We start from the raw sequence: 26,365 nt of genomic DNA, 5'->3' as shown, positions 1-26,365 counted from the left end.
CAAAACAGCATGAGCATACGCTTACAAAGATCGTACACACGTTCTAAGCGGTAGGATTGCAGAATGAGTGAATCGACTTGGGGTAAGAAAACCTACCGCACCACGAACGAGAAAGAATACAACGCCTGACTGAAAACCAGAGGCAACCTGACGGTCTGGCTGGACAAAGAGATGCAGTGGCTCGCTCCTGCGAGGCTGTCATCACCAATATTCAGAAGCTGCCATTCAGTTCTGCTTGACCCGTCTGTCACTGTCACAGAAAGACTTGCAGGTCAACGTGCTGCAAGGACGCATTGAACCTGCTCATTGACTCCACGGGCATCAAGTTCCTTGGCGAAGGTGAATGGAAAGCCAAGAAGCATGGGGCTGAACGTAGGCGCCAATGGCGCAAAGTGCATTTGGGCATAGATGCCGATACCTTGCAGATTCGAGCTTTAGCAGTGACCACCATCGATGTGGGCGACTCGCCCATGGTGCATTGCTAGATAAACCCAGCACGGTGACCGTGGGATAGCTGCGTCTGGGTTGAGGGGTTGTTCACGCTAAATTTGATTCACGCGACAAAGTCCTGCGCATGCCCAAATATGCCATCATACCGGCCAACAACACCAACATCGCATGAGAGAGAGTTGGGACAGGCGTGACAGTACCTGTTGCAGACCCAGAACCTGCAGAAGGCAACATGACTTGTGACAGACAAGGCGAAGCCCCACCATCGCAAGTAGCGCCAGCTGGCAATGTCAAGGTAGCGGTGTTGGTCAAGTTTTGGGTGTTATCCAGAATCGTGGCATCAACCGTGAACAGTAATTCCGCACCAGCAGGCAGAGCACTAATGACAGCATTTAAGTCACCAGATGTCGGCAAACCCGTAGGGCATACAGCTGCCGGATTGCCGGGCGTCTGAACCACGCAATGCCATGTACCAAAAGTCATACCGGCAGGGGCCGGGTCGGTCACGACTATGTTGAGGGCTGTTGATGTACCAGTGTTACTCACCGCCACGGCATATGGCACGACACTGCCGTTAACGGGAGCTATTGCTGGATTAGCCGTGGTTGTTTTCTCAATTCTCAAAACCGGCGGACTGGCTAGAGCGGCTGCGCAAGGCCCAGTTGCATCGTTAAATACACTAAAAAAGGCCTCCCCCAACTTGCCGGTGTTATGACCAGTGGGTGAAGCTCCCCAGCCAATATCTGGAATACCAAAAACGCACGCACCAGCACCAGAAAATGACTCAGCATGCGTCACAAACACAGCCGCTGCGCTGGTGGTTGGATCAGTCAAAGAAACTGTTCCATCAGTAGCAGCGCCAGCAACCCCGCCATACAAGGCTAGGTGAGAAGGCACACCTGAATACACACTAAAACCTGTATTCAGCTCCATGCGCGGTAATGCCGAAAAATAGGATTGCGCATCAGCATCAGTATTGAGTGGGAAGTAATGACTGCCACTGCCAAAAGCAGAGCCTACTCCAACGGTCACTCCCATGCTAGCGCTGATTAAATTAGGGATGAGGAGGCGATTCGTTGCATTGACTGAATCGATATAGAGCACGACCCCTCGCACCTTGCGTGTTGCAACCGCATCTTCAATGACCGCCCAATCAGCAGGGTCGATAGTGGTGTATGCAGAGGCCACCACCAACAAATCGTAACCAGCATCAAAAAAATTGGCTGACATTGGAGTGCTATTCACCAATTCCAACTGATTGCACGTCACAAATTTGGTTTGGTTAGTAACAGGGTTTGTAATCTGTTGTGTTACGTTATCGCATTGGTCCACACCGTTAGCGAAATTTGCAAAAGACAGAGGATCTGCATACTCATCAACGATAGCTGGCATGTAACGATTCTCAGGATCACTCGTATTGGTATCGCGTCCCCCAGTCGTCAAAATCATAACGTTTTGCGCCTGAACTACGCCCGAGAAAAGCAATGCTATCCCCAGTAAGCCACCAACCAGCCAACGATTTTTGAAACTCATTCTTCCTCCTGTATGCACAGCATTTACTTTATAAATCAATTGGAAAAAATTGTAACACTAAGCACTTCTTCCTACTATTCTTGGAGTAAAGGGAGTAATTTTTTTAACAATTTGGACTGCGTTTTTAGTCCCGGTATTTGATGGTGCATTATTCACGCATGAATGGAAGGAAGCACTATGGGACAAGTTCTACACGCAAGCGCCACGACGACAGAGGCAGTTCGCCGAGCAATACAAAATAGTCAAGAGAGCCTAAGAGCGCTTGCTAAGCGCTACAGCATCAATCCAAAGACCGTTGCCAAGTGGAAGAAGCGCAACTGGCAAACAGACTTGCCCACAGGCCCTAAGCGGGCTTACTCTATGAGGACATTGATGATTTGGCTGCCTGTAAAACGTGACTTCTTCATAGTAGAGGTTCTCCTTGGATATCTCTACTTCTCAAAATGATGGTTTTGCGGGGGGGATTACCATTACGAAGAAACCCTCCGTTTTACGGGAGGGTTTGTTAGCAGTCTTAGCCTGCAGAGGCTGACTAGGCTTTTTATGTTTCTCGAAAGGCATGTCATGTTGGGGAGACATGCTTTATTGCTAAGGTCGATTATTTCCCTTGGCTAGCCGCTTTGATGGCCTCTTCAGCTTCTTGGCGCGCTTTGGCTGCGGCTTCATCGGCTTCTTGTGCAGATTTTTGTGCGGCTTGGGCTGCCTCTTGGCTTTGGGCTGGATCTTTGTTTTCGGTGGCGTTGTGGATGGCTTCTTTGGCGCTTTCAGTTGCTTTAGAAGCGGCATTGCCTGCCGCATTCACGGCATCTTTAGTGGCGTTGACTGCGTCAGTAGTCAGCTCATGGCCAGTTGCAGCAGCAGAAGAGGCTGCTGATTTTGCACCAGCAATAGCATCATTGGTAGCGTTTTTGGTCGCTTCTGCAGCGTTGTTCACGGCTTCTTTGGTGTCAGCTGCGATTTCGCTTGTTGCGGCTTTCACAGCATTGCCAGCTTCGTGAGCAGCTTCAGTAGCTTTGCTGGCTGCCTCTTTGGCTTTTTCTGCCGCATTATCGAGGGATTGTTGTGCTGCGCTAGGCCCAACGGTTGCAGGTGCAGGGGCTGTTGGAGCCGGTGTTGTTGGCGTTGCTGGTTCTTCTTTTTTACCGCAGGCCACCAACAAGGCAGTTGCGCATACAGCTGTGGCTACGTAGTGGAATTTCATGTCGAAGTCCTTTCTATGAAAATCTGAATCAAATGAGAAGAAACAAGCACCATGTGATGATTTGGCTGCGTAGGTCATTCAAAGCGGCGCAAAATCGTTCAACATGTCTTGACTACAACCCTAACGTGTTGGCTGCAAATGCGTTGACAGCGCGGTGGGTGAGCCATTCGTCGGCCTGCTCTGCAACTTGTTTGTACAAGGCGCGGTCGCTGCCAGCCATACCTGTAAAAAGGGCTGGGTTGGTCAACCAGATTGCGTATTGATCGCTGAGTGTAAAGCAGGGCGTTTCGCTCTGGTAGGGCTTGATGGTTTTTCGTCCTGTGATGTATTGGTCCCATCGTTGGCGCCATGCCACGAAACGAGGGTGCAGGCGCTCAAGCGCTTCGAAATCGTGGGTCAGGATGACCATCGATACCGATGGACGAAGCCATTGCTCAAGCGTTTGTATTACATCGGTTTCAGACAGTGGCCAGTGTCTCCAGTCCTGTGCGCATAGAACCAAGCGTTGGCTGCTTTGGGCGCATGCATCATGCAATAGTGCGCGAAAGCAGGTATGCCATTGCGCGATGCCGCTGATGGGTTGTCTTGCTACTGTGGAGGGGCTATTCATATGAAGAACAGCCAGCCTTGGCTGACCCACTCTTGCAAAATAGATTGTGCCCCTGAGGTGAGTTGCTCGAACTGGTGCTGCGAGAGTTGGCGTTGGTCAGCAAGTTGCCGCAATAGGGTGCTGTCTTTTCCCGCAACGCGGTAGCTTTCGCCGTTGATGTAGAGGAAGTAGCTGTCATACAGCATGCGGGTTTTTCGGTTCAGTACGATGGCGGAGGGGTCATGATCTGCTCCTGTGTTGTTCCCGTTTGCATTGGGGTGGTCCTCTTCGCTGAAATACACCGATGCCTTGGGCTCACTGAGGTATTCGCCGAGCAGCTGCTCAATGGCGTGTGGTTGTTGGAGCTTGCGCATCACTGCGGTGCGAGCAAATTGCTGCATGGCTTCGGGGATGGCTCCGCTGGTATTGGTGGCCGGTTGCTTGGCGTCTTTATATAGAACGGCAGCGTGTGGGGAGGCCTGCTCTTCGCTGTCCTCCTCATCGTCGCCCCAGTCGTCGGGTTCGGCCAAGCGTTCAAGTAATGTGCTGGCCAATTCAGTCTGGCTTGGGGAGCGAAAGCCAATGGAGTAGGTCATGCAATCATTGCCTTGCGCAATGCCGTCATGCGCATACAGTGGGGGCAGGTAGAGCATGTCGCCGGGCTCGAGTAGCCACTCTTCTTCTGCTTCAAAATTTTCCAGTATGCGAAGCGGCACTCCTTGCTGCAAGGTTAAATCTTTTTGTTTGCCAATGCGCCACAGACGTGTGCCTTTGGCTTGCAGCAGAAACACGTCGTAACTGTCAAAGTGTGGGCCTACGCCACCACCATCAGTGGCGTAGCTGATCATCAGGTCGTCCAGGCGGGCCTGCGGAATGAAGGCAAATTGCTGCAGTAGTGCATGGGCTTTCTGATGGTGTAGATCAACGCCTTGGACGAGTAAAGTCCAAGCTTTTTGTGTCAAAGCTGGAAGTTTTTTTTTCGCAAACGGTCCATGTTGAAGCTCCCATTGCCCATTGGGATTGCTGGTAATCAGGCGTGATTGCACTTCTTCTTGCTGGGCTAGTGCAAAGAGTGCCGGTCCATCAATTGGGGCTGTGAAGTTGTTAATGGCTTGCTTGATCAGCAAAGGCTTTCGTTGCCAATGTCTGCGCATGAATTGTGAGGGAGTGAGGCCCCCTAATAGGGGCAATGGTGTTTGCGATTCGGACATATTCAGATTGGTAAATGAGGTGCTAGCTATACAGCGCACCGGGAAAACTGCGACAATTCCACTATGGAAATCATGAAACAAACCGTAGTGGCACTGACCTGGGCGATGAAAGACAGTTTAGGTGAGGAGCTTGATACGCTGGAAGAACCAGTGGAATTTTATGTGGGTGGCGAGGATTTGCTGCCTAGCATTGAGGCTGCCTTGCTTGGCAAGCGCGAAGGGGAGCAAGTGGCTTTGTACTTGGAGCCAGAGCATGCCTTTGGCGACTATGACGAGAATCTGGTTTTTCTTGAGGCCCGCAGTCTTTTTCCTGAGGAAATGGAAGAGGGTATGGTGCTGGAGGGGCGTTCTCTGCCTGAGGGTGCCCAATCCGAGGTGGACAATGATTTGTTGCTGACCGTGACCGAAATGTATCCAGAACATGTGGTGCTTGATGGCAACCACCCATTGGCCGGAATTTCGTTGCAGCTGACGGTTCATATTCACAGTGTGCGCCCCAGTACAGTTGATGAGCAGCGGCGCGGCTCTACAGGAATTGGCTTTTTCAAAATCTCGCCTGACGAGGAGTTGAAGCCGCCTACTTTGCATTGATCAATGGCTCGGACAAACGCAAAAATCGAAAAATTGTTTTGCTCAGCTAAGCATTAAAAAAAGCGACTGTTGAAGTCGCTTTTTGCTTTTTAAATGGGTGCTGCAATGGATTTAGTTGATGCGTGCAATCTGGCCATTACGTACTTGAACACGATCATTGGTGCGCAGGTCACCGGTACTGCTGACATCGTAGACACGGTTTTGACCCGAGTCGACGCGGATGGTGATACGGTAACCGTACACTTGACCTTGCTGGCTACCGTTGTCCATGCGACCTTCTACCGTGTTGCCTGCCACAGCGCCACCTACTGCGCCAGCAATAGTGGCTGCGGTTCGGCCAGAACCTCCACCTACTTGGTTGCCAAGCAGGCCGCCCACCACGGCGCCCAACAAAATACCTGCGCCAGAGCTGCCACGATGGGTGTTTTGCAGCGTTTCGATATTGGTGACGTAGCCATACTCCAGCACGTTGTCTGGCGCGCGGGAAACGGGCGCATTCACGCTACCAGATTGATTGGGATACAGCGGCGTGGTGGATTGGCAGCCTGCCAATCCCATGGCGGCTGCAATGGCTGCAATAAAGGTGACTCGAATGCTAGACATAGGCTCTCCTTGTGAAAGATGTTCGTGACACATCAACTGTGTGGGGCTGTATTTCCGACCCTTCGGAAAAGCAGTTTCATGCTAATGGATATTTGCGTCTTTTGCGTGTCTCTGCGGTAAACCCGAGACAGTTTTAGTTACGCAACACTGCCATGAATGAATGCACAGTTTGTACTGCACACTGCTTGATGAATCATTTCAACGGCCGACTTGACTGTGGGGTTGACCGGTTACTTGATGACTTTAGGCCGCAGTGTTGCAAGGTGTGAGAACCGTCTATGCTATTCAATTTTTCAGGCATGTCCGGTGGAGCCGTAGCCGCCAGTTCCACGTGTAGAGTCGCCGAATTGCTCGACCACGTTGAATTGGACCTGCACGACAGGCACGATAACCAATTGCGCGATGCGGTCCATGGGGTCGATTCGGATGACTTGCTGGCCACGGTTCCAGGCACTGACCATCAATTGGCCTTGGTAGTCGCTGTCGATCAAGCCGACCAAATTGCCTAACACCAAACCCTGCTTGTGGCCCAGGCCAGAGCGCGGCAGGATTAATGCAGCATAGCTGGGGTTGGCCAAATGCATGGCAATGCCAGTGGGAACCAAGGTGGCGGCATCGCCTGGTTGCAACTCCAGTGGCGTATCTAGGCATGCGCGTAAATCCAATCCTGCGCTGCCAGGTGTGGCGTAGGCGGGTAGTTGGTTACGCAGGCGTTCGTCAAGAATTTGAATGTCCAGTTGCATAGCTGTGTGTAGGTAGGAGAGGAATTAAAACGGGGTATGGCGGTCGTGTTTTGCACAACCGCTTCAGTGTGGCGCGACGCAATACCCAACACGGGTAAAAAATCTAAATTGCTTGCTGGTGGGCGAGCCTCTCGCGCGGGAAATGTGGATTATGGTGCTGCCGATGACCGTTGATGGGAAGTCGTTGGTTCAGCAAGGGGGTTGCCTTGGCTTTGCAGAATCTGAATGCGCAAGCGCGTTGATTCAGCCAATGCAGGCATGTGCTGTGCTTGTGCCCACTGTTGTTGCAACAACAGCCATGCGAGTAAAGGGCGTCGCCAGCCAGCTTGGCTAGCGGTATCAATGGCCAGAGTCATTAATTCTGGTGTGGAATTTTGTGCGCGTCGCGATAGGGTGGCAGTGGCAACCAAACGTGAAAGCGGGTCTTTGATGCTTTGCAGTGTTTGCAGACTTTGTGCATCAATACGGTTCAATCCTGCTATCGCTTGTTGTGCCGGTGGCAACTGCTGTTGCGCTTCTGCGGTAAGGGATAAGCCTTGTAAATAAGCGGCGTAGTTGCGTTCTGCCGCAGTGGCGCTGGCAGCCAATGGCGTGAAGGCATCGCACGTTTGCCAATCAAGACTGGCAACCTGAAGGGCGCACTGGTGCAATTCCAGACGGGCCAGTTGAAGCGGGTCGGCCGTGCGTGATATTTGCGTTCTGGCTTTGTTGAGTTCAAGCGTGGCGATCCGTTGGTCACCGTCGAGATACGCTGATTGTGCAGCCATCAGTGCTGAGCTCGATTGAATTTGCCAAACAGGTGTTGGAGGGGTGTTGGAGCAGCCTGCCAGCCATGCACTTGCAATCAACAGCAGTCCTGCCGTAGTTGCATGGTGATGGCAGTATTCGCTGCAATAGGTTTTCAATTGCAGTATCAAGTTTGAGGTGGTCATGGCAGGGTGATGCGGTGGTCTTTGGCAAAAGGCCATGTGCTTTGAATTTGCGCCATCAAGTCATCGATTTGGCGCAAGTTGCTCTCTACACTCGAGCGCAAGGCATCCAGTTCACCAGATGATTCACTGACATTGCCTGAGATGGTTTTCACGTCGCTGAGGATGGTGTCGATTTGCGCCAGACTCTGCTGGGTTTTGGTCAGTAGCGTGGTTAATTGCTGGGTGGCCGCCTGCACCTCTTGCATCAGGCCTTTTTGCCCGAAAACCTGATGGTTGGCATTGTTGCTCAAGCGATTGAGTGAGCCCATTAGTGTGTCCACTTGCGAGAGTGCGTGTTGAAGTTGTTCGAGTGTTTTCCCATCGCCAACCAACACTTTGAGCAGGCCACCGTTTTGCATGGAGCTGTTGAGGTTACTGCCCAACGTGCTGACGCTGGCAAGACTCTTGGCCAGTTCAGAGTCGCTGGCAGTCAAGGTGCTGAGGTTGTTGATCAAGCTCCGTGCAGAGGCCATGAGTTGCGGGATTTCTGCCGATGCATCGCCAAACAGCACCGAGCGAGTGGCGTTGTCTTGCAAGGGGGGATCGTCCCAGTCACTGGTATAGGCCTTCAAGCTGGTGGTGCCCAGAATATTGCGCACCATGGTGAAGATGCTCGATTCGCGCAGACGATGGGCGTTGCTTTTAGGAACATCAACCAGAAAGCGCACTGTGCCATCATCTGCCAGTTCAATTTGTCGCACTTTGCCAATTGGGAAGCCGGAAAAGGTCAAGTCCATTCCAATGGCAACGCCTTCTGAGTCGTCGGCAGTCAGCACCAATGTTTGCTTTTCTTCAAATACGCCGCGGGCGTACAGCACATAGGCAAACGCACCTACAGTCAGGACGGTGGTGATCACCATCAACAGCAGGGATTTAATGTGCAATGCTGCCACTGGCTTGAGGGCAGGAATACCCAGTGACGAGACCGCCGGTGTCGGGCTTTCTTGTGGTGCGGGGTGAGAAGGCTGACTCATCAGGCTAAAGGTTGAGGTGCAGTGACTTAGTAATAGTTGATGACCAAGGATAACACCTGGACAGCCATCAGCAGCAGCAGCATACGCGCTAAGGTGGCCAGCTCTGTATCGCGGCGCAAACCGAAACGTGTGCTGGAAAAGGCGGATGTCAGCGGAATAAGCGCCACGATATAGCCAAAGGCAATCGCTTTGCCTGCAAAAATGAAGGTGAAGAAGGGCGTCATCACGCGCGCGAAAACGTGGGTGAAGGTTTCATGGCCTGCCCATGTATAGCCATAGATGCCCTGGTACATGGTGAGCGTAACAATGGCACTGCCCATGATAGAAAACATCACCACACCATAAATGCCCATCAATAGCCTGGGTAAAAACTCCAGGCGAAGGGCATCAGCTCCAGCTTCTCTAAGACGGTTCAAATGTTGGGTGCGTCGTAGGCGGGAGAGTTCTGCACCAAGCGGAATGGTGAGCTTGATCGCTACGACAAGCGCGGCAGCAATGGGAATGACCTCAACCAGCATGACACGAATGAGTAGCGCCAACGCCAAGGCGCCCATTCCATATCGAGAAAGTGTTTGCGCCACGATTTGGGTAATGACCGTGCTGCTAAGCCCGGTAATGACAACAAAAAAAACCAGCGGCCAACGCAGGCGAGCATAGACATGCATGGTGACAATGTGTGCCGTTTTGAGCCAGTAGCGGTTGGGGCTGCAGAGCATGACCAAGGCCGCACTGCCCAGATAGGCATTGTTCCACCATAGCCACCACCATTCGCTCAGGTGTTGCCGGACTGTGTTACCGGATGTGTGTGTGGCGTTGGGTGGTTGGGCTCGGTTTAGGCTCAATGCTGCGACCTCGGGCTCGATGAGGGAGGTGGCTTTTGGCGGGCTAGCGTCTGGTGGATGCATCTGTTCAATAGTAAGACATCGCCGTTCTCATGCGCGAAACTGGCACAAGCATGGGGTTGGTGTATACGGCACTAAAGATGAATGTGTCAGCGCTGTTGGCATGTGATGCAGCAGGTGGGGCATTGCTGCGGGCATAGCGCTACACATGGCGTGGCCTAGCGCTGGCTGAGAGGGGCTCATGCGTTTCATCAAGTGTCTGCGCTTGTTGGTGCAAAGTCTCGATGATCTGGCAGGTGGGCTGCTTGCCATTGCAGGCGTGCAGCAGGGCTTGGAGTCGGCTCTCGAGCTGCCCAAGCTCGGCCATGCGAGCACGCACATGGCTTAAATGCTGCGTAATGGTATCGGTCGCTTGTTGGCAGTCTTGCGGGGTTGAGCCATCAAGGCGAATGATTTGCCGTATCTCATCGGCGGACATGTCCAGCGAACGGGTCAACCGAATCAAGCGCAATAGATGGATATCTTGCTCACTGTAAAACCGGTAGCCATTGTCTGCCCTGATTGCAGCAGGCAGCAAACCTTCGCGTTCGTAGTGGCGGATATTGGCACTGGATACGCCGCTCTTTTGCGCGGCTTCGCCAATGCGAAATTGAGGCGTTTGCGGATAGTTGCTCATGATTGGGAATGCAGGCAAGGGCTTGTGCTTTGAGGAAAGAAGCGCAATTCAACAGAAAGTAACTTCAAGGGTCAGGTTAACCGATTTGGCGAAGATGTGTCTTTTTTCGCAGTGCTTGACCTTGAAGCGACTTCAATGTTTTTAATGCCTGCAAGGCCTTGTATGAAGGCCATAGTCAAGGATGGAGAGCAATTGGATGAATCAGACTAAACATCAACATGAAGTGCATGATCATTCGGGGAGTGCACATCACGCAGAGGCAAAAGAAGGGCACGATATTCATAGTGCGACTTCAAAGCCATCTGCGTGTGGAGGATGTTGCACTGCACCGATTGTTCAGTTCGGGCGTAGCAATGGGAACGACCACGATCATGAACATGCGGATGAAGAAGGTGACCATGCTGACCATGATCATGGCAGTTTAGCGCCCTGGTGGCGTGTGGCGTTGGCATTAGCACTGGGGCTGATGGCTGAGCTGACGCACCAGTTTTTAGGCGATGCAGGAGCGGCTAAGGCTGCAGGTATGGGCTTGGCCGCTGTTGCTATTGTGCTGTCTGGTTTTGGTATTTACCAGAGCGGTATTAAGGCCTTGTTGCGGGGGCAACTGAATATTCTGGCTTTGATGGCAGTGGCTGTAACTGGTGCTTTTTTGATTGGGCAATGGGCTGAGGCGGCCATGGTAATGGCTTTGTTTGTTGCAGCAGAAAAGCTAGAAGACGCTGCTATGGACCGTGCTCGCAATGCAGTGCGCGATTTGATGGTGACTATGCCGCAATCGGTTTTGCGTGTGCTGACCGATGGACGGACTGAGCAAGTTGCTGTGGCTGCTGTTCAGCTTGGCGATCAGGTCCGTGTGGCACCGGGCGAGCGGGTCGCTTTGGATGGCGAGGTCATCAGCGGACAAAGTGCCGTGAACCAGGCGCCCATCACAGGCGAGAGTACGCCGGTGGACAAAAAGCCAGGAGAGTTGCTGTTTGCAGGCAGTATCAACACCACAGGGGTTTTGTTGATGCGTATCACCGGTGCAGTGGGCACCACACTGTTAGATCGGATTGTGGATATGGTGGAGCGGTCGCAGCAGGCCAAGGCTCTTATTCAGCGTACGGTTGATCGCTTTGCAGCCATTTACACACCTATTGTGATGGTCTTGGCCTTGTTGGTTGCGCTGGGGTTGCCTTTGCTGTTTGGCTGGACATGGATGGATGCCATTTACCGCGCATTGGCATTGTTGGTGATTGCATGCCCTTGTGCTTTGGTGATTGCGACCCCGGTGGCGATTGTCAGTGCGTTGGGTAATGCAGCTAAGCAAGGCGTGTTGTTCAAAGGTGGGCAAGCGCTTGAGAAAGCGCAAAAAATCCGCACCATCGCATTTGATAAAACCGGCACATTGACAGAAGGCAAACCACAGTTGGAAGAGTGGTCAGTACTGCCTGGCACAGATGATGGGGAGGCTAAGCAAGTGCAGGCACTAGCTCAGGCTTTGGCTACCCGCTCCAAACACCCCGTGTCTAAGGCCATTGCGCAGGGGTTAGAAGAAGATGCGCCTTCAGTTGCGTATGCGCAAGCTGATGCCTATACACAGATGGATATGGAGGAAAAGCCCGGCTCAGGTGTGCAAGCGCATTGGCAGGGGAAACTGTGGCGTTTGGGAGGTTTGCACTGGTTGTTGCAAGAAGGGGTGCAGACGTTGTCTACAGAGGCAATGGCACAAGTGCAGGCGTGGCGCGCCAAAGGGTTTTCTGTAACGGCCTTGTCTTCAGATGTGCGCATCGCAGCCCTGTTTGCGGTGACAGATACCGTCCGTTCAGAAGCCAGCGCTGTGGTGCAAATGCTGCAGAATGAAGGCATGCAAACGGCCATGCTCAGTGGCGACAGCCCAGAAGCGGCTCAGCACATGGGCGAGCGGATCGGCATTGCATTTGCGCAAGGGGGACTGTTGCCGCAAGACAAGCTCAATGCGATTGCAGCATACAACCAGCAAACACCCACAGCCATGATTGGAGATGGCATAAACGATGCGCCTGCGTTGGCGCAAGCCAGCTTAGGGATTGCGATGGGCGGAGCAGAAGGCACCGATATTGCGACAGAGACGGCTGATGTGGTGCTGATGAGTGGTAATTTGCAAGGCTTGCCTGGAGTGTTCCGACTGGCGCGTAAAACCCATGCAGTGGTATGGCAGAACATTGCACTGGCTTTAGCAGGGAAGGCGGTTTTTCTGGCTCTGGCCGTGGCAGGCATGGCCACTATGTGGATGGCGGTGGTGGCCGATCTCGGGATCAGCTTATTGGTGGTGGCCAATGGCATGCGCTTGCGGCGTGATGCGGCTAGTCGGCCTGTGCAGTCAATAGAGGGGCCGACAGTCTCACATCGCGTTTGATAGATGGGAGAAAGTCAGCTGCATTCGTAAAAAACGCCATGAATACAAAGTGTTGTACATGGCGTTTTATTTGAGGGTTGCTGGCTAGGGTGTACTCCACCGTGTCGAGCAATTTATTGCGGGGTGCCTTTGCCCGGGTCAGGATCGAAACTCGCCCCAGGGGGCAATTCCACTTGGTGGTTGACCAGCAGGCTGTTGGTGCGTGGAAAATAACTACGCATTTCCATGTCATTGCGATCGTGCTGTGTCTGATGTACGTTGTCTGCAGGAAGACTGCTCGCCATCGTGCTTTTGTTAGAGCGCACGCCTCCTCGGAGATAACGATTGCGTGATTCATTGCGTGGGATGAAGCGCGAGAGTTCAGTCAGCGCCATTTCATACACGCCACGCTTGAATTCAACCACCACATCAAGCGGTACCCAGTAATCGTTCCAACGCCAAGCATCGAATTCTGGGTGATCGGTTGCACGTAGATTCAAGTCCCAGTCATTGCCGATCAATTGCAGCAAATACCAGATCTGTTTTTGGCCTTTGTAATGGCCGCGCGCATCGCGTCGAATGAATCGGTCCGGCACCTCATAGCGCAACCAGTCGCGGGTACGGGCAATAATCCGAACGTGATGCGGGTGTAATCCCACCTCCTCGTGCAGTTCGCGAAACATGGCCTGTTCAGGCCTTTCCCCGCGGTCAATCCCGCCTTGCGGAAACTGCCAACTGTGCGTTCTGATTCGTTTGCCCCAGAAAACCTGATTTCTGTGGTTGAGCAATATGATGCCGACATTTGGTCTAAAGCCTTCCCTGTCAAGCATAATTGCACCTTCATTTTTAACTGCCCTTATTATGCCGCGATAGGCACAGCAAGCCAATGGGCGAATACGCCAGGGGTAGTTCCAACTTATTGATTTACCGTTTTTTATAGAGCGGTACCGTCGCCATGAAAGCCTCGAATTTCTTCGTCTCCACGTATAAAGAAGCCCCAGCCGATGCGGAAGTGGTCAGCCATCAGTTGATGATGCGCGCCGGCTTGATTCGCCGGGTTAGTGCAGGAATTTACAACTACATGCCTATGGGCCTGCGTGTTCTGCACAAGGTTGAGCGCATCGTGCGTGAGGAAATGAACCGCGCTGGTGCGGTTGAGATGGCAATGCCCGTGGTGCAGCCAGGTGAACTGTGGCAAGAAACAGGCCGCTTTGAAAAAATGGGCGCAGAGCTTTTGCGCGTCAAAGACCGCCATGATCGTGATTTTGTGATTCAACCCACTAGTGAAGAGGTCGTGACGGATGTAGCTCGCAATGAATTGCGCAGCTACAAGCAGTTGCCCGTCAATTTCTATCAGATTCAAACCAAATTCCGTGATGAACGCCGCCCTCGCTTTGGCCTGATGCGCGGACGCGAATTCATCATGAAGGATGCATACAGCTTTGACAAAGATCCCGCCGCAGCTCAAGTGAGCTATCAGACGATGCGACAGGCGTACCGCCAGATTTTTGATCGCTTTGGTTTGCGTTATCGTGCTGTGGCCGCGGACAGCGGCGCCATTGGCGGTGATTTGAGTGAAGAGTTTCAGGTGATTGCGGCAACCGGTGAAGATGCGATCATCTACTGCCCTGAGAGTGATTACGCCGCAAATATTGAAAAGGCAGAGGCATTGCCACCTGCCCAAGCGCGTGCCCAGGCCAGCGCTGCTTTAACGAAGACACCAACCCCAAGCAAGAGCACTTGTGCAGACGTGGCGCAACTCTTGTCGGTGCCACTGCAAAAGACGGTCAAGTCGTTGGTGTTGGCAACTGATTCAGTGGATGAGGTAGGTGAACCTGCTGGCGTTCAGGTTTGGCTGGTGCTGCTGCGCGGCGACCATGACATGAATGAAGTGAAGGTCAGCAAAATCCAAGGGCTCGACGCCGGTTTTCGCTTCGCGACTGAAACAGAAATTGTGGCTCATTTTGGCGCTAGACCCGGGTACTTGGGGCCTATCGGTTTGAAGCTGCCTGTCAAGATTGTGGCTGATCGCGAAGTGGCAGTCATGAGTGACTGGATTTGTGGCGCCAATGAGGCTGACTTCCATTTCACCGGTGTGAATTGGGGGCGAGATCTGCCTGAGCCTGACTTCGTCGCCGATGTGCGCAATGTGGTGGTGGGGGATCGCTCCCCAGACGGCAAAGGGTTGTTGGCGATTGAGCGGGGCATTGAAGTTGGGCACATCTTTTACTTGGGCACCAAATACAGCAAGGCCATGAATGCTACGTTTCTTGATGAAACAGGCAAACCGGCATTGTTTGAGATGGGGTGCTATGGCATTGGTGTTTCGCGCCTGCCGGCAGCGGCGGTTGAGCAAAACCATGATGAACGCGGCATCATTTGGCCTGATGCGATTGCGCCCTTCACGTTGGTCATTTGTCCTATTGGCATGGACCGTAGTGAGCCGGTTCGTGAGGCGGCGCAGCAGTTGCATGCGCAATTGCAATCAGCTGGCGTGGATGTGATTTTGGATGACCGTGGTGGACGTCCGGGGGCGATGTTTGCTGACTGGGAATTGATCGGCGTGCCTCACCGTGTCGTCATTTCGGAACGGAATCTCAATGAAGGTCAACTAGAGTATCAACATCGTCGCCAAACCGAGTCACAAAAGGTAGCATTGACGGATGTGGATGCCTTCTTGCGAGAGCAGGGTGTCTTTTAATGGCTGGTTGGGCGTATTTGTTACGCGCACGATGATGTAGGGTTTGTATGGTGCAAAACAGTAGACAAGCATGCAACACGGCTGGTATAGGCCAGACCATTGCTGTTGCTTGCCTGCATGCATTTGGTCTCTCTATCCTATCGGTACGAAGGTCTGCACTGCGCAACTGCTTGGTCATATCCGTCTTGTGGCTCGGTTTGGTGGGCATTCCTAATGCCCACGCTCAGCAGTTGGAAGAGCCGTTGGTTGACTCTGTGCGCTCAGCCTTGCAGGCCGCTATTGCCAATGCGACGCCACCAGAACCTATATTCACCAATACCGCGAGTCGCTTGGCTTATTTGCGCTGGTTGACTGCCACGAGCGAAAAGTTAGCCAAACGCATGCCCAATGTTGCCATGCGGCATGAGTTTTTACAAACCGTGTGGTATGAGAGCAAGCGCGCGGGCTTGGATGTGGCCATGGTATTGGGGTTGATTCAAGTAGAGAGCGGTTTTCGCAAGCATGTAATTTCTTACGCTGGCGCGCGCGGTTTCATGCAGATCATGCCATTTTGGACGCGTGTTATTGGCGATAGCGATGCGTCAAAACTGTTTCACATGCAAACCAATTTGCGTTTTGGCAATGTGATTTTGCGACATTACTTGGATATTGAAAAAGGCGATGTATTCATGGCCCTGGGGCGTTATAACGGTAGCCGAGGGCGTGCCACTTACCCCAATGCTGTACTGGCCGCTCAGAAGTTTTGGGAGTTTGAAGACCCCGGTGCCCCACCGGTGGTGGAGGCGCTGCAGACTGTGAGTCCATCAGCAGCAGAGGACGTACGAAAACCGCCAGTACAGCAGCCGGCTGTCGCAGCACAGAATGCCGATTCTTGATGTGGGCGATCAGTCACCGGTATGCATATTCAGCTAATTTCTGATTTGCACTGTGACAGCGATCCAGGCTTTGTTCCCAGGCCATTGCCAGGGGCCCAATTGTTGGTGTTGGCTGGGGATATTGCGTCGCGTCACTTTGGTTCTGGATCTTTTGGACTGGACTATTTCTCACCTTTGAATGGTTGGCCTGTCCCAGTGCTCTATGTTCCGGGCAACCACGAATACGACGATGGGGATTTTGATGCTACGCAAGCGCAATTAAAGCGTTTATGTCACGAGTTGGCTATTACTTGGTTAGAGCATCAAGTCTTGGTACATGCTGGTGTGCGATGGATAGGGGCTACGCTTTGGGCGGATTTTGATGCTCTGGTGCCACCGAATGCCAATGCCCAGGTGCGCAGACTGCAGCGGAGCAAAGCCATGCGGGCGGCCAATTTTTATATGCCCCGTATGCAAATTAGCCGCCATGGAAGACCGTTTTGGGCGCGGCAAATGCGCAGCTTGGCCTTGCAATCGTATGCTTGGTTAGAGGCGCAACTGGCCTTACCTTTTGAGGGCCAAACCGTGGTGGTGAGCCACTTCGCTCCTTCACTTCGCAGTGCAGACCCGCGGTATGGTGTAGTGCCCGGAACGGCTGGTTTTTGCAATGCGTGGGATGGTCTGCTCAGCAATGCTGATGCATGGTTGCATGGGCACTTGCACTGCCATGTGGACTATGTGCATAACGGCTGTCATGTTATGGCCAATCCAGTGGGCTACCCCAAGCCGCAGGAGCGGCAAGCGTATCGTTCAGACTGGTTGCTTGAAGTTTGATCGCTAGCTGATCGCCGCGCTGTTTCGACTGGGCTACTGAGTTGACACCGTGGTTAATGTGTAGGTGCAGACGGTGCACTGAGCGAGCTAGTCTTGTCTTCACCTTGCGGCTGGATGCGGGTGACCAAGACCTGGTCGATGCGGTAGCTGTCCACGTCCATCACTTCGAATTTATAACCGCCCCAGTTAACGGAGTCTGTTCGTCTAGGGATTCGCCGCAGCATCACCATTAGAAAACCCGCGAGCGTGTCGTAGTCTTCAAAATGGGGGAATTCGTCGATGGTCAAGGCATGCACAACGTCTTCAATCGGGGTGATACCGTCGATTAGCCAAGAATTGGTGTCGCGCTGGACAATCAATTCTTCGTCGTCAGGACCAATCAAGTCGCCCATTACCGTACTCATTACGTCGTTGAGTGTGACCACACCGACGACCAAGCTGTATTCATTGACTACCACGGCAAAGTCTTCTTGCGCCTGGCGAAACTGGTCTAAAGTTTCAGTTAGGGAAAGACGGTCAGGAATCACCAGTACTTTGTGAATCAGGTCGTCAGTTTTCAGTGAGATAGCTTGGTTGTTGAGTGCGCGTTGGAACAAGTCTTTGGCATCGACATAGCCAATTACGTGATCAATGTCCCTATCGCACACCGGGTAGGTGGAGTAGGGCTCTTCGGCAATGCGGGCACGGATCAACGCATCGGTATCGTTTTGCAGGAAAAACGCAATGCGGTCACGCGAGGTCATTGCGCTGGTTACCAGTCGGCTGTCGAGGTCAAACAAGTTGGCGATCACGCGTTGTTCGCTTTGTGCCAAGCCGCCTGCTTGGGTACTGGCCTCAGCCATGGCCAGAATGTCGTCCGATGTAATGCGTTCGTCTCGCAGCGCATTCATGCCAAGTAAGCGAAAGATAGCGTCACTGCTTTTACTGTAGAGCCATACCAAAGGCTTGAGCACTGTCATGAAAAACTGCATCAGTCCATACACGCGCATGGCTTGTTTTTCAGGGTCTGCCATTCCCATCCGTTTGGGGACGATATCGGCAAAAAGAATGAACAGTGAGGTGACCAATAAGAACGAGCAAAGAAACCCTAGTGTTTGCGCTGTGGAAGCTGCAAACCAGTGGCTCAGTAAGTTGGTGATGAATGGACTGAATGCACCCTCGCCCACAATCCCCCCCATGATGGCTACACCGTTTTGTGCAATTTGCACAACCGTGAAATAGTCACCTGGTTGTTCTTGCATTTGCACTACGCGTGGTGCACGAGGGTCCCCGTCTGCAGCCAACTGTCGCAGGCGAATGCGCCGTGACGCAGCAAGCGACATTTCTGCCAGAGAGAAAAAGGCACTGGCTGCAATCAGTGCGATGATTAAAAGCAGGCTTTGGGGGGCAGACAGCATAGGGAGTTGCGCTTAGGCGCTCCGGTGAACAGTATAAAAACTGTTGGAACCGCTTGCGTTTGGGCGTCGTTTTCAAGTACACGTTACATAGGCAGTGAAATCAGGCCATGCAGAGTTAATTAAATCTGTTCAAGGCCGAGCCTGGATGTATGAACACCACAAGGCCATGGCCTATCGAGTCTGTGAGGCGTTTCTCTCGATTTGCCTCACAGGTGCATTATGGGCGACGGCGCCCAGCAATAGCCATACCGCTATGCTGCAGCGGCGAAATACCGCCACTGCCTTTGTTTCCACCACCAGAGCGGTTGCGATTGCGGTTGCCACCGCCGCCATTGCCTCCCCGGCGGCCACGCTCAGCCATGCTGTCTACACTGGTGCGCATGGGGTCTGGCTGGCGACCACTGTCTCCCCGCTGTGCAGGCGCGAGAGAAAAACCTGTTTGCGTGCCCAAATGCGCATCGGCGCGTAGCATCGGTTCACGCGAGCGTTGCTGTTGGGGTTGACTGTTGCCATTGCCCCCTTGGCGCGGCTTGTTGTTTTGGCGCGGAGGTTTATGCGTATTGTTGGTGCGAGGGGTGTTTTGCCCGCCTGCTGGAGCCGTATTGCGATGCGGTGTATCGCCTGCTGTTGCAGTGCCATCTGAATTCTGTGTGCGGGGCCCGCGACCATTTTTTCCTGCGCGGAAGCGATTGCGCCGTTTGATGGGGTTGCCATCAGCGTCCAGCGGTCTGCGTTGTTCGGCAGAATTGGCAATGGATTCGCCGCTATTGTTTGCTTCTGCTGTGGCGTCGTGCTGAGCTCCTGTCGCGTTATTGGCAGTTTTTTTGCGTGCGGGTTTGGTCGATTTTTTGGCGTTAATGCGCTCCATCATTTCTTTGCGCGCCGCTTTGGCGGCTGCCTGCATAACGTCGCGGCTTGGCGGTTTTCCTGCTCCGCCCCACAGTGTTTGCCTGCCCATGGCAATCGGCTCGGGCACTTCATCGGCTTCAGGGCCAAATTCCGGCATGATTTCAACTGGAATTTCCTGTTTGGTGAAGCGCTCAATTTCCATCATGAAGCCTTCTTCATCTAGGCACACCAAGCTGACTGCATGGCCTTCATTGCCTGCGCGGCCTGTGCGACCAATCCGATGAACGTAGTCCTCGGACACGTTAGGGATTTCATAGTTCACGACATGCGGCAGTTCATCAATGTCGATCCCGCGCGCGGCAATGTCGGTTGCGACCAACACGCGCAACTCGCCAGACTTGAAACTTGACAGTGCCTGAGTTCTGGCAGACTGACTCTTGTTGCCGTGCAGTGCCATGGCGGAGACCCCATTTTTATTGAGGAATTCTGCAACATGGTTGGCGCCGAATTTGGTGCGTGTAAAAACCAGCACCTGGCTCCATTCCTTACTGGTAATGATGTGGAGCAGCGCTGCCTTTTTCTTTTGTCGCCCAACTGGATAGATGACTTGGCTGATGCGTTGCACGGTGGTATTCGGTGGCGTGACCTGAATGTGCTGCGGGTTGTGCAGTAAGCCATTAGCTAGTTGCTTGATTTCGTCGCTGAAAGTTGCGGAGAACAGCAGCGATTGTTTTTGTGTTGGCAGTAGCGCCAATACTTTGCGAACATCGTGGATGAAGCCCATGTCTAGCATACGGTCTGCTTCATCGAGCACCAAAAATCGCACAGAGCTGAGATCCACATGCCCTTGACCGTGCAGATCGAGTAAGCGCCCTGGCGTTGCCACCAGAATATCCACGCCTTTCTTGATTCGGTTGATTTGCGGGGTCATGCCCACACCACCAAAAATGACGGTGGAATGCACCTTCAAGTTCTTGCTGTAGGCTTTGATGTTGTCATCAATCTGAGCCGCCAATTCGCGGGTCGGCGTCAAAATCAACGCGCGAACTGGGCGGTGCCCTGTGGAGGATTCTTCGCGGCTGAGAATTTCCAGTAAAGGCAGCGTGAATGCTGCTGTTTTTCCTGTGCCTGTTTGGGCGCCTGCGAGCAAATCGTGGCCGGCAAGAATGAGTGGAATAGATTGGGCTTGAATAGGAGTTGGCTGGACATAGCCCAGCTCTGCCACAGCCGAAACGATGTCGGCAGACAGGTTTAAAGATTCAAATGTCACTGTATTGTTAGGCACTCAGAGGTGCTGACTTCTTGGTTATTACCCGCAACCCAAAGGATGAAAGAGGGCTGTTCAGTACCGGGCGATATGCGCTGTTATTTAGAATTGTGCGGCTCGGGGCCCATGTCAACGCTACGAAATCACCATGTTTTTGGGCGACTGAAACCCAAAACGCCTTCATTCTCGCATAAGTTATTGGTTTGTGCAGCTTTTTTGAGCACCAAGGGAATGATCGTTCTTATCCTTATTGATGAAGGCATTCATCACGGTGTTGTGTGTTAAGGCGCTTTTGCGCCGATAATGCGTCTTTTGCTGCGAGATAGAAGTTGTTTGCAGCGTGTTTTTAGGAATTTTTAGAAAATGGCCCAGTACGTCTATTCGATGAATCGTGTGAGTAAAACGGTTCCCCCCAAGCGTCAGATCCTGAAGGATATTTCTTTGAGCTTCTTTCCCGGCGCCAAAATTGGGGTGCTAGGGCTGAATGGTTCTGGTAAGTCCAGTCTGCTCAAGATTATGGCTGGTATCGATAAAGAGATTGATGGCGAGGCATTGCCAATGCCTGGTCTGAAAATTGGCTATTTGCCGCAAGAGCCCCAACTCGATCCTTCACAAACGGTGCGCCAAAGTGTGGAGGAGGCGATGGGCGAGGTGATGGCAGCCAAGTCCAAGTTGGAAGAGGTCTACGCTGCGTATGCTGAGCCCGATGCTGATTTTGATGCTCTGGCCGCCGAGCAGGCGCGTTTGGAGGCGGTGATTGCTGCGGCTGGCACTGATTCTGAGCACCAACTGGAAATTGCTGCAGATGCGTTGCGCCTGCCGCCATGGGATGCTGAGATCGGCAATCTCTCCGGTGGTGAGAAACGCCGTGTTGCGTTGTGCCGCTTGCTGCTCTCCAAACCTGATATGTTGTTGCTGGACGAGCCAACCAACCACTTGGATGCAGAAAGCGTGGATTGGTTGGAACAGTTCCTGCAACGATTTTCTGGCACGGTGGTGGCTATTACCCATGATCGTTACTTCCTGGACAACGCCGCTGAGTGGATTTTGGAGCTTGATCGTGGCCATGGCATTCCTTACAAGGGCAACTACAGCGATTGGTTGACGCAAAAGCAAACGCGCCTGGAGGCTGAGCAGAAGGGTGAAGAAGCCCGCGCTAAGGCACTGAGAAAAGAATTGGAATGGGTGCGTCAGAATGCCAAAGGCCGTCAGGCCAAGAGCAAGGCTCGTATTGCGCGTTTTGAGGAGTTGTCTGATCACGAGTACCAACGTCGCAATGAAACGCAGGAAATTTTCATTCCTGTGGCTGAACGTCTGGGCACCAAGGTGATTGAGTTTAAAAACGTCAGCAAGTCATTTGGTGATCGTGTACTCATCGATAACCTGAGCTTCAATATTCCTGCAGGGGCTATCGTCGGTATCATTGGTCCGAACGGTGCAGGTAAATCAACGCTGTTCAAATTGATTGCTGGGCGTGAGCAACCCGATAGCGGTGAGGTTGATGTTGGGCCAACAGTGCAAATGGCCTATGTGGACCAAACACGTGATGAATTGGCTAACGATAAAACCGTTTGGGAAGATATTTCTGGCGGTTTGGACATCATCAATGTGGGCAAATTCCAGATGGCCAGCCGTGCCTATGCAGGACGTTTCAATTTCAATGGAGGCGATCAGCAAAAGAAAGTGGGCAATCTCTCCGGTGGTGAGCGCGGGCGTTTGCACCTTGCAAAGACATTGCTGACTGGTGGCAACGTTTTGCTGTTGGATGAGCCCTCAAACGATTTGGATGTGGAAACCTTGCGCGCCCTGGAGGATGCATTGTTGGAATATGCGGGTACGGTTTTGGTGATCAGCCATGATCGCTGGTTTTTGGACCGTATTGCAACCCATATTCTTGCTGCTGAAGGGGACAGTCAGTGGGTGTTTTTTGATGGAAACTACCAAGAGTATGAGGCAGATAAGCGCAAACGTTTGGGGGATGAGGCAGCGCAACCCAAGCGCGTACGTTTTAAAGCATTGAAGTAATATCTGTGCGCGGCTGGAGAGGAAAAACGGCCGCACATTGACCGTACAGGTTGTGCGCGAGAAGGGGGAGATTGAAGAGAGTGGCAAGACTCCCCTTTGACTAATGGCGGGAAGGTCGCGTGCAATCGGGTAGACAAAGGGAGATTGGTATGCATCAACCTGAAGAACATTGGGCTCTTTTTAAAAAAGGCGTTGTCTCAGCTCTGTATGAAAGCAACGCGGTGATGCGGCGCGTGTTGCGCGATATGGCTGCGCGTATTGCCCAAGCCAGTAGTCCCTCCTTGGGTAGTGCGGCGCAGCAGGCCACTGCAGTGCAAACGTTGCACTTTTTAGAGAAGAGTCATGATCTTTGGGTTAAGCAATACCCGGCATATCTGCTGGAGGCTTTCTCTGAGGTAGTGGATTTTGATTTGGTTGCGCAAGACGATGACATCATCTCCAGCTTAGGTAGTATTGATGCCGTATCTAACCTCTCTATTCAAGCTAAATCAGAGTTAATGCATGCCAACCGGACTATGGAGGCAGCTGTCGCGCCGATTTTGGAATCTCTGGATGGATTGGTCAGTGCAGCAAGGGGATACACGTATGCGCGTCGTGATCGCAATCCGTTGCGGCCAGAGAACTATTTGCAGGCCATGCAGAAAATGGTTTACAGCACTGAAGGAGGTAATGACGCTTCGAATATTGCCCTAGTAAAACAATTTGGCGTTGCGGTGACCTCAAGCCTTTCGCGTACATATTCGCTGGTCGTGACGCAGCTGTCTGAAGCGGGTGTAGAGCAAGTGCAAAAACGCAATACAGCGTTTGGCGCTATGACGACGGGCTACGGCAATCTCTCTTTTATGGAGAAAAAGCAGCCTACAGAGACTGAACGCCTGCTCACCAAAGAAGAGATTTTGAGTGCTCTTGGCAACCAGTCCTCTCAGTACATATTGGCAGCGAGTGGTTCAAATGCAGGGGGCAGCCATGTCTCAGATCAGGTTGCGACGAAGTCTGACACAGAGCATCTCTCGTCCTCGGTGAAAGAGGCTTCTCAAACAAATGCTGCTACTGGTGCATTGACGTACCAAGCACTCATGCTTGATGTTGTGAAGGCTGTGGCACCGCTTCAGCCTATCAAAGAGCAGGTGGCCTTGCTGCAGCCTGCGCTGCGCAAATTGGTACAAACTGATCCGGCTTTTTTGCGCGATGCTGACCATCCCGCACGGCTTTTTCTGACTGAAATTCAAAAGCGTTCAAGGGCGCTGAATGTTGGCGATGAAGGGGCGTTGCTTGCCTTTGCAACAGCATTGCGCTCGGCGATTGCTGATGGACATTTGACTAAGGCCTCTTCGGTCAAACGTTTTCAAGCGGCATTCATATCGTTGCAGACAGGGGGGGGAGATCAGTACCAAGAGGTTATTGACAGCACGTTGCAATGGAATACAGATGCTGTGCTTGAGCAAGTTATTGCAGGAATTCGTGCACACGAGCTTTATTCCACCGCGCACGCCAGGGTGCAAGCATTTGCGACTGGGCCGTGGGCCAAGGTGATCACTAAGTCATTGTTACGCTATCTCAAGGCCAGTGCCGCCCCCGTGCAGCTTTCGTTTTCCGAGTTGATTCGAGTGGATCCTCAAGGGTACTTTTCCTTGGTCCCAGTCCTTTTGGGTAGTGTCCAGGCAGGACAATTTAGAACTGCCAATCCTGAAAGCTTGCGTGCTATTAAAAATATGTATGACGAGCTTCGCTCTGGTTTACTCAGCGTTGGGCTTGAGCATGAAAAAGTAGATGCAGCAGTGTCCAAGCTCAAGGAACTGCATAGACAGGCGCTGCAGGAAGCCAGCGCAGAGCAGGCTCAGACAGGAGGGGTGCAGTTGTTGTACGCATCTCCTAATGGGGCCGCTATTAACATAGGTGCAACACCAGAGAAAGCACTCACTGACACAGGTGATGGCAAGCCACAAGGGGCAGCAGGCATGCAATTGCCACTTTTAACTAGAGTTACCATGGGTGTAGAGCCGCAGCATGGATTAATTGGCACTCAGGCTGCTGAATTGCCGGAGGCGAGCCAGAGGCCCAAGGCGAGGCCGGGTGCTGATGAGGCTGAGTTGCCTGATTTGCGAATGGGCTGTTGGTTACTTTTGGGCGGTGGTGACGTTGCGCCAACCCAGCTCACCTGGGTAAGTCCTGATCAGAGCATCTTTATGTTCACCGCACCTGATGGAAGCAGCCAAACCATGACCCGAAGGCGTTTGCTAGGAATGTATGCGCAAGGGGATGTACGGGTTCTTGATTCAAGTGCTTGAGTCCAATCGCGCCATATCTAATTCCACCAGCACTGGAGCATGGTCGCTTGGTTTGGGCCATTTTCTGGGGGCTCGGTCAATCCAGCTGCGTGTCAGCGCGGGACGAAGTGATTCACTGATTAATACGTAGTCAATGCGAAGGCCTCTGTTTTTCTGAAACCCGAGCATGCGGTAATCCCACCAAGAAAAGCTTTTCTCAGCTTGCTCAAACGCGCGGAACGAGTCCAACATGCCGAGCGCCAGCAGGCGTAGCAATGCTTGGCGCTCAATAGTTGTATGGTGAATGGTTTCTTTTAGTCCATTAGGGTCCCAAGAGTCTTGGTCGCTAGCCGTGATGTTGAAGTCCCCCATTAATACAACATGTTGGTGTTGTGCCAACTGCTCAGCGACATAGCGTTCCAGATGCGCGAGCCACTCTAATTTATAAGCAAATTTTTCGCTGCCTGGTTCTTGCCCATTTACAAAATATGCATTAACCAGACGGATTTGGGTGGATGCCATGTTCAGTGTCGCGCTGATGACGCGAGATTGGCTATCTGGGTAGCCTGGAATATTGCGTTCAATATCCTGAGCTTCGTGGCGATGGGCGATGGCCACTCCGTTGTATGTAGGTTGGCCGAAAGCCGCTGTTTGGTAGCCGGCCTCGGCAAAGGCGGCGGTGGGGAATTTTTCGTCAATGAGTTTTAGCTCTTGAATACCCAGTACATCAACTGGATTGCTTTCAAGCCAGTTTCTGACATGTTGTAAGCGGACATTTAATGAATTGACATTCCAGCTGGCTAAAGTGATCGTCATGAAAGAGTGAGTGTGTTGATGCGCATTGTGCGCGTGAGACAAAGCGCAGATTCATAGAGTGTGCCCCACGGGCATCCAAAACAATGTGCATTGCAGGATGCAATCATGATTGCATCTGCGCACTGACCACTTGGTTGGTCTATAGGTCAGCGCTCTCCAACCGCTTTTAAAACAGAAATAAGTGGCGGATAGCTGACTTGGGCCAGGCGATGCATTGTTCTGATTATGTGCAAAGTATAGCGAAGCAGGTTTTCCCTTGAGTGTTTGGGCCGTCGATGCTTAAAGGGACGTGTTGTCGTCTTTAAACGTCGCCATGTTGTGTTGTTTACATAAAGAAGCAATTTTTTCCTTGATTAGTTGTTAAACGTTTTTCCGAAAATAAAAAATGTTGAAAAACAGTTGGTTAGATAAGTGTCTTTTCAAAACTTCTAATTTTTGATCTTTTCTTTATCTTCTTTTTTTATAAAAAATCAATTCAATAGTCTTGACGGCTATTTACGATTCATCAAAACTCTCGCCATTCTGCTGATTGCCAACATGTCATCAAATGGCAATCGATGTGTGGCACGCCCAAGAACAGGGTGTGTCTTGTAAGTCATCGCTGTGTGTTGCTCC

21 protein-coding genes and 2 pseudogenes are annotated in these 26,365 nt (G+C 52.3%); 9 read left to right on the top strand and 14 right to left on the bottom strand.

Annotation, left to right across the window (positions count from 1 at the left end; translation table 11 throughout):
- Positions 1-129 precede the first annotated feature (129 nt).
- Positions 130-476 (top strand): annotated as a pseudogene (locus tag E9531_RS08700) (transposase); the annotation flags it as partial.
- 61 nt (positions 477-537) lie between these two features.
- Here the strand turns inward: E9531_RS08700 and E9531_RS08695 are convergent.
- Positions 538-1,680, bottom strand: coding sequence for an IPTL-CTERM sorting domain-containing protein (locus tag E9531_RS08695; RefSeq protein WP_211343401.1), 1,143 nt, complete (start codon positions 1,678-1,680; stop codon positions 538-540).
- Positions 1,681-2,160: 480 nt separating this feature from the next.
- Here E9531_RS08695 and E9531_RS08690 point away from each other — a divergent pair.
- Positions 2,161-2,343 (top strand): annotated as a pseudogene (locus E9531_RS08690) (IS481 family transposase); the annotation flags it as partial.
- Positions 2,344-2,581: 238 nt separating this feature from the next.
- On the opposite strand, the gene E9531_RS08685 reads toward E9531_RS08690, so the two are convergent.
- From E9531_RS08685 to E9531_RS08675, 3 genes are all read right to left on the bottom strand, one after another.
- Complete coding sequence (locus E9531_RS08685) at positions 2,582-3,184, bottom strand: hypothetical protein (protein ID WP_136573365.1); 603 nt, start codon at positions 3,182-3,184, stop codon at positions 2,582-2,584.
- A gap of 112 nt (positions 3,185-3,296) precedes the next feature.
- Positions 3,297-3,794, bottom strand: a complete 498-nt coding sequence (locus tag E9531_RS08680) for a hypothetical protein (RefSeq protein ID WP_136573364.1) — start codon at positions 3,792-3,794, stop codon at positions 3,297-3,299.
- Positions 3,791-4,984, bottom strand: coding sequence for a cupin domain-containing protein (locus E9531_RS08675; RefSeq protein ID WP_136573363.1), 1,194 nt, complete (start codon positions 4,982-4,984; stop codon positions 3,791-3,793). Before E9531_RS08675 ends, E9531_RS08680 begins: the two co-directional genes overlap by 4 nt.
- A gap of 63 nt (positions 4,985-5,047) precedes the next feature.
- Here E9531_RS08675 and E9531_RS08670 point away from each other — a divergent pair, with 63 nt between their 5' ends.
- Positions 5,048-5,575 carry an FKBP-type peptidyl-prolyl cis-trans isomerase gene (locus E9531_RS08670; RefSeq protein ID WP_136573362.1) on the top strand — a complete coding sequence of 176 codons (528 nt, stop codon included), beginning with the start codon at positions 5,048-5,050 and terminating at the stop codon, positions 5,573-5,575.
- A gap of 111 nt (positions 5,576-5,686) precedes the next feature.
- On the opposite strand, the gene E9531_RS08665 is transcribed toward E9531_RS08670, so the two are convergent.
- The 6 genes from E9531_RS08665 to E9531_RS08640 all read right to left on the bottom strand — a co-directional run bounded on the left by E9531_RS08665 (position 5,687) and on the right by E9531_RS08640 (position 10,384).
- Positions 5,687-6,178 (bottom strand): outer membrane lipoprotein, encoded by a 492-nt coding sequence (locus E9531_RS08665; RefSeq protein WP_136573361.1) that lies wholly within the window; start codon positions 6,176-6,178, stop codon positions 5,687-5,689.
- A 293-nt stretch (positions 6,179-6,471) separates the two neighbouring features.
- Positions 6,472-6,921 (bottom strand): dUTP diphosphatase, encoded by a 450-nt coding sequence (gene dut / locus E9531_RS08660; RefSeq protein ID WP_136573360.1) that lies wholly within the window; start codon positions 6,919-6,921, stop codon positions 6,472-6,474.
- 149 nt (positions 6,922-7,070) lie between these two features.
- A complete protein-coding gene (locus E9531_RS08655; RefSeq protein ID WP_136573359.1) occupies positions 7,071-7,853 on the bottom strand; it encodes a hypothetical protein in 783 nt (260 codons plus the stop codon).
- Positions 7,850-8,866 carry an MlaD family protein gene (locus E9531_RS08650; protein ID WP_136573358.1) on the bottom strand — a complete coding sequence of 339 codons (1,017 nt, stop codon included), beginning with the start codon at positions 8,864-8,866 and terminating at the stop codon, positions 7,850-7,852. The genes E9531_RS08655 and E9531_RS08650 overlap by 4 nt, the downstream gene beginning before the upstream one ends.
- A 26-nt stretch (positions 8,867-8,892) precedes the next feature.
- Positions 8,893-9,771: an ABC transporter permease gene (locus E9531_RS08645; RefSeq protein WP_136573357.1), complete on the bottom strand. Its 879-nt coding sequence runs from the start codon at positions 9,769-9,771 to the stop codon at positions 8,893-8,895.
- A gap of 139 nt (positions 9,772-9,910) precedes the next feature.
- Entirely contained in the window at positions 9,911-10,384 is a 474-nt protein-coding gene (locus tag E9531_RS08640) for a MerR family transcriptional regulator (RefSeq protein ID WP_136573356.1), read from the bottom strand.
- Positions 10,385-10,580: 196 nt separating this feature from the next.
- Between E9531_RS08640 and E9531_RS08635 the strand changes: the two genes are divergently transcribed.
- The gene (locus tag E9531_RS08635; protein ID WP_158291746.1) at positions 10,581-12,761 is read left to right on the top strand and encodes a heavy metal translocating P-type ATPase; all 2,181 of its coding nucleotides are present in this window, start codon (positions 10,581-10,583) and stop codon (positions 12,759-12,761) included.
- Between the two features lie 113 nt (positions 12,762-12,874).
- Here the strand turns inward: E9531_RS08635 and E9531_RS08630 are convergent, their stop codons facing one another.
- The gene (locus tag E9531_RS08630) at positions 12,875-13,570 is read right to left on the bottom strand and encodes an RNA pyrophosphohydrolase (protein ID WP_136573354.1); all 696 of its coding nucleotides are present in this window, start codon (positions 13,568-13,570) and stop codon (positions 12,875-12,877) included.
- A 125-nt stretch (positions 13,571-13,695) separates the two neighbouring features.
- Between E9531_RS08630 and E9531_RS08625 the strand changes: the two genes are divergently transcribed.
- The 3 genes from E9531_RS08625 to E9531_RS08615 all read left to right on the top strand — a co-directional run bounded on the left by E9531_RS08625 (position 13,696) and on the right by E9531_RS08615 (position 17,129).
- Complete coding sequence (locus tag E9531_RS08625) at positions 13,696-15,441, top strand: proline--tRNA ligase (protein ID WP_136573353.1); 1,746 nt, start codon at positions 13,696-13,698, stop codon at positions 15,439-15,441.
- A gap of 158 nt (positions 15,442-15,599) precedes the next feature.
- The gene (locus tag E9531_RS08620; protein ID WP_425293573.1) at positions 15,600-16,316 is read left to right on the top strand and encodes a lytic transglycosylase domain-containing protein; all 717 of its coding nucleotides are present in this window, start codon (positions 15,600-15,602) and stop codon (positions 16,314-16,316) included.
- A gap of 21 nt (positions 16,317-16,337) precedes the next feature.
- Positions 16,338-17,129, top strand: coding sequence for a metallophosphoesterase (locus E9531_RS08615; protein WP_136573351.1), 792 nt, complete (start codon positions 16,338-16,340; stop codon positions 17,127-17,129).
- A gap of 53 nt (positions 17,130-17,182) precedes the next feature.
- Here E9531_RS08615 and paeA read toward each other — a convergent pair whose 3' ends face one another.
- Both paeA and E9531_RS08605 read right to left on the bottom strand, forming a co-directional pair.
- Complete coding sequence (gene paeA, locus E9531_RS08610; protein ID WP_136573380.1) at positions 17,183-18,523, bottom strand: polyamine export protein PaeA; 1,341 nt, start codon at positions 18,521-18,523, stop codon at positions 17,183-17,185.
- Between the two features lie 220 nt (positions 18,524-18,743).
- A complete protein-coding gene (locus E9531_RS08605; protein WP_136573350.1) occupies positions 18,744-20,645 on the bottom strand; it encodes a DEAD/DEAH box helicase in 1,902 nt (633 codons plus the stop codon).
- 360 nt (positions 20,646-21,005) lie between these two features.
- Between E9531_RS08605 and ettA the strand changes: the two genes are divergently transcribed.
- Both ettA and E9531_RS08595 read left to right on the top strand, forming a co-directional pair.
- Positions 21,006-22,667: an energy-dependent translational throttle protein EttA gene (ettA, locus tag E9531_RS08600; RefSeq protein WP_136573349.1), complete on the top strand. Its 1,662-nt coding sequence runs from the start codon at positions 21,006-21,008 to the stop codon at positions 22,665-22,667.
- Between the two features lie 149 nt (positions 22,668-22,816).
- Entirely contained in the window at positions 22,817-24,955 is a 2,139-nt protein-coding gene (locus E9531_RS08595; protein ID WP_136573348.1) for a DUF1631 family protein, read from the top strand.
- Here E9531_RS08595 and xth read toward each other — a convergent pair.
- The gene (xth, locus tag E9531_RS08590; protein ID WP_136573379.1) at positions 24,944-25,744 is read right to left on the bottom strand and encodes an exodeoxyribonuclease III; all 801 of its coding nucleotides are present in this window, start codon (positions 25,742-25,744) and stop codon (positions 24,944-24,946) included. The two genes, E9531_RS08595 and xth, sit on opposite strands and share 12 nt — an antisense overlap.
- Positions 25,745-26,365 lie beyond the last annotated feature (621 nt).

Origin of the sequence: Lampropedia puyangensis (genome assembly GCF_004833285.1) — a bacterium.
In the GTDB taxonomy this organism is placed as follows: Bacteria; Pseudomonadota; Gammaproteobacteria; order Burkholderiales; family Burkholderiaceae_C; genus Lampropedia; species Lampropedia puyangensis.
Note: the sequence above shows the minus strand (reverse complement) of the source record. Positions and strands in the feature narration are given on the sequence as shown.

Bases quoted from the DNA above. Each gene is read 5' to 3' on its own strand.
- E9531_RS08695 (WP_211343401.1), bottom strand. From the start codon at position 1,680: ATGTCAGCCAATTTTTTTGATGCTGGTTACGATTTGTTGGTGGTGGCC.
- E9531_RS08685 (WP_136573365.1), bottom strand. From the start codon at position 3,184: ATGAAATTCCACTACGTAGCCACAGCTGTATGCGCAACTGCCTTGTTG.
- E9531_RS08680 (WP_136573364.1), bottom strand. From the start codon at position 3,794: ATGAATAGCCCCTCCACAGTAGCAAGACAACCCATCAGCGGCATCGCG.
- E9531_RS08675 (WP_136573363.1), bottom strand. From the start codon at position 4,984: ATGTCCGAATCGCAAACACCATTGCCCCTATTAGGGGGCCTCACTCCC.
- E9531_RS08670 (WP_136573362.1), top strand. From the start codon at position 5,048: ATGGAAATCATGAAACAAACCGTAGTGGCACTGACCTGGGCGATGAAA.
- E9531_RS08665 (WP_136573361.1), bottom strand. From the start codon at position 6,178: ATGTCTAGCATTCGAGTCACCTTTATTGCAGCCATTGCAGCCGCCATG.
- dut (WP_136573360.1), bottom strand. From the start codon at position 6,921: ATGCAACTGGACATTCAAATTCTTGACGAACGCCTGCGTAACCAACTA.
- E9531_RS08655 (WP_136573359.1), bottom strand. From the start codon at position 7,853: ATGACCACCTCAAACTTGATACTGCAATTGAAAACCTATTGCAGCGAA.
- E9531_RS08650 (WP_136573358.1), bottom strand. From the start codon at position 8,866: ATGAGTCAGCCTTCTCACCCCGCACCACAAGAAAGCCCGACACCGGCG.
- E9531_RS08645 (WP_136573357.1), bottom strand. From the start codon at position 9,771: ATGCATCCACCAGACGCTAGCCCGCCAAAAGCCACCTCCCTCATCGAG.
- E9531_RS08640 (WP_136573356.1), bottom strand. From the start codon at position 10,384: ATGAGCAACTATCCGCAAACGCCTCAATTTCGCATTGGCGAAGCCGCG.
- E9531_RS08635 (WP_158291746.1), top strand. From the start codon at position 10,581: ATGAATCAGACTAAACATCAACATGAAGTGCATGATCATTCGGGGAGT.
- E9531_RS08630 (WP_136573354.1), bottom strand. From the start codon at position 13,570: ATGCTTGACAGGGAAGGCTTTAGACCAAATGTCGGCATCATATTGCTC.
- E9531_RS08625 (WP_136573353.1), top strand. From the start codon at position 13,696: ATGAAAGCCTCGAATTTCTTCGTCTCCACGTATAAAGAAGCCCCAGCC.
- E9531_RS08615 (WP_136573351.1), top strand. From the start codon at position 16,338: ATGCATATTCAGCTAATTTCTGATTTGCACTGTGACAGCGATCCAGGC.
- ettA (WP_136573349.1), top strand. From the start codon at position 21,006: ATGGCCCAGTACGTCTATTCGATGAATCGTGTGAGTAAAACGGTTCCC.
- E9531_RS08595 (WP_136573348.1), top strand. From the start codon at position 22,817: ATGCATCAACCTGAAGAACATTGGGCTCTTTTTAAAAAAGGCGTTGTC.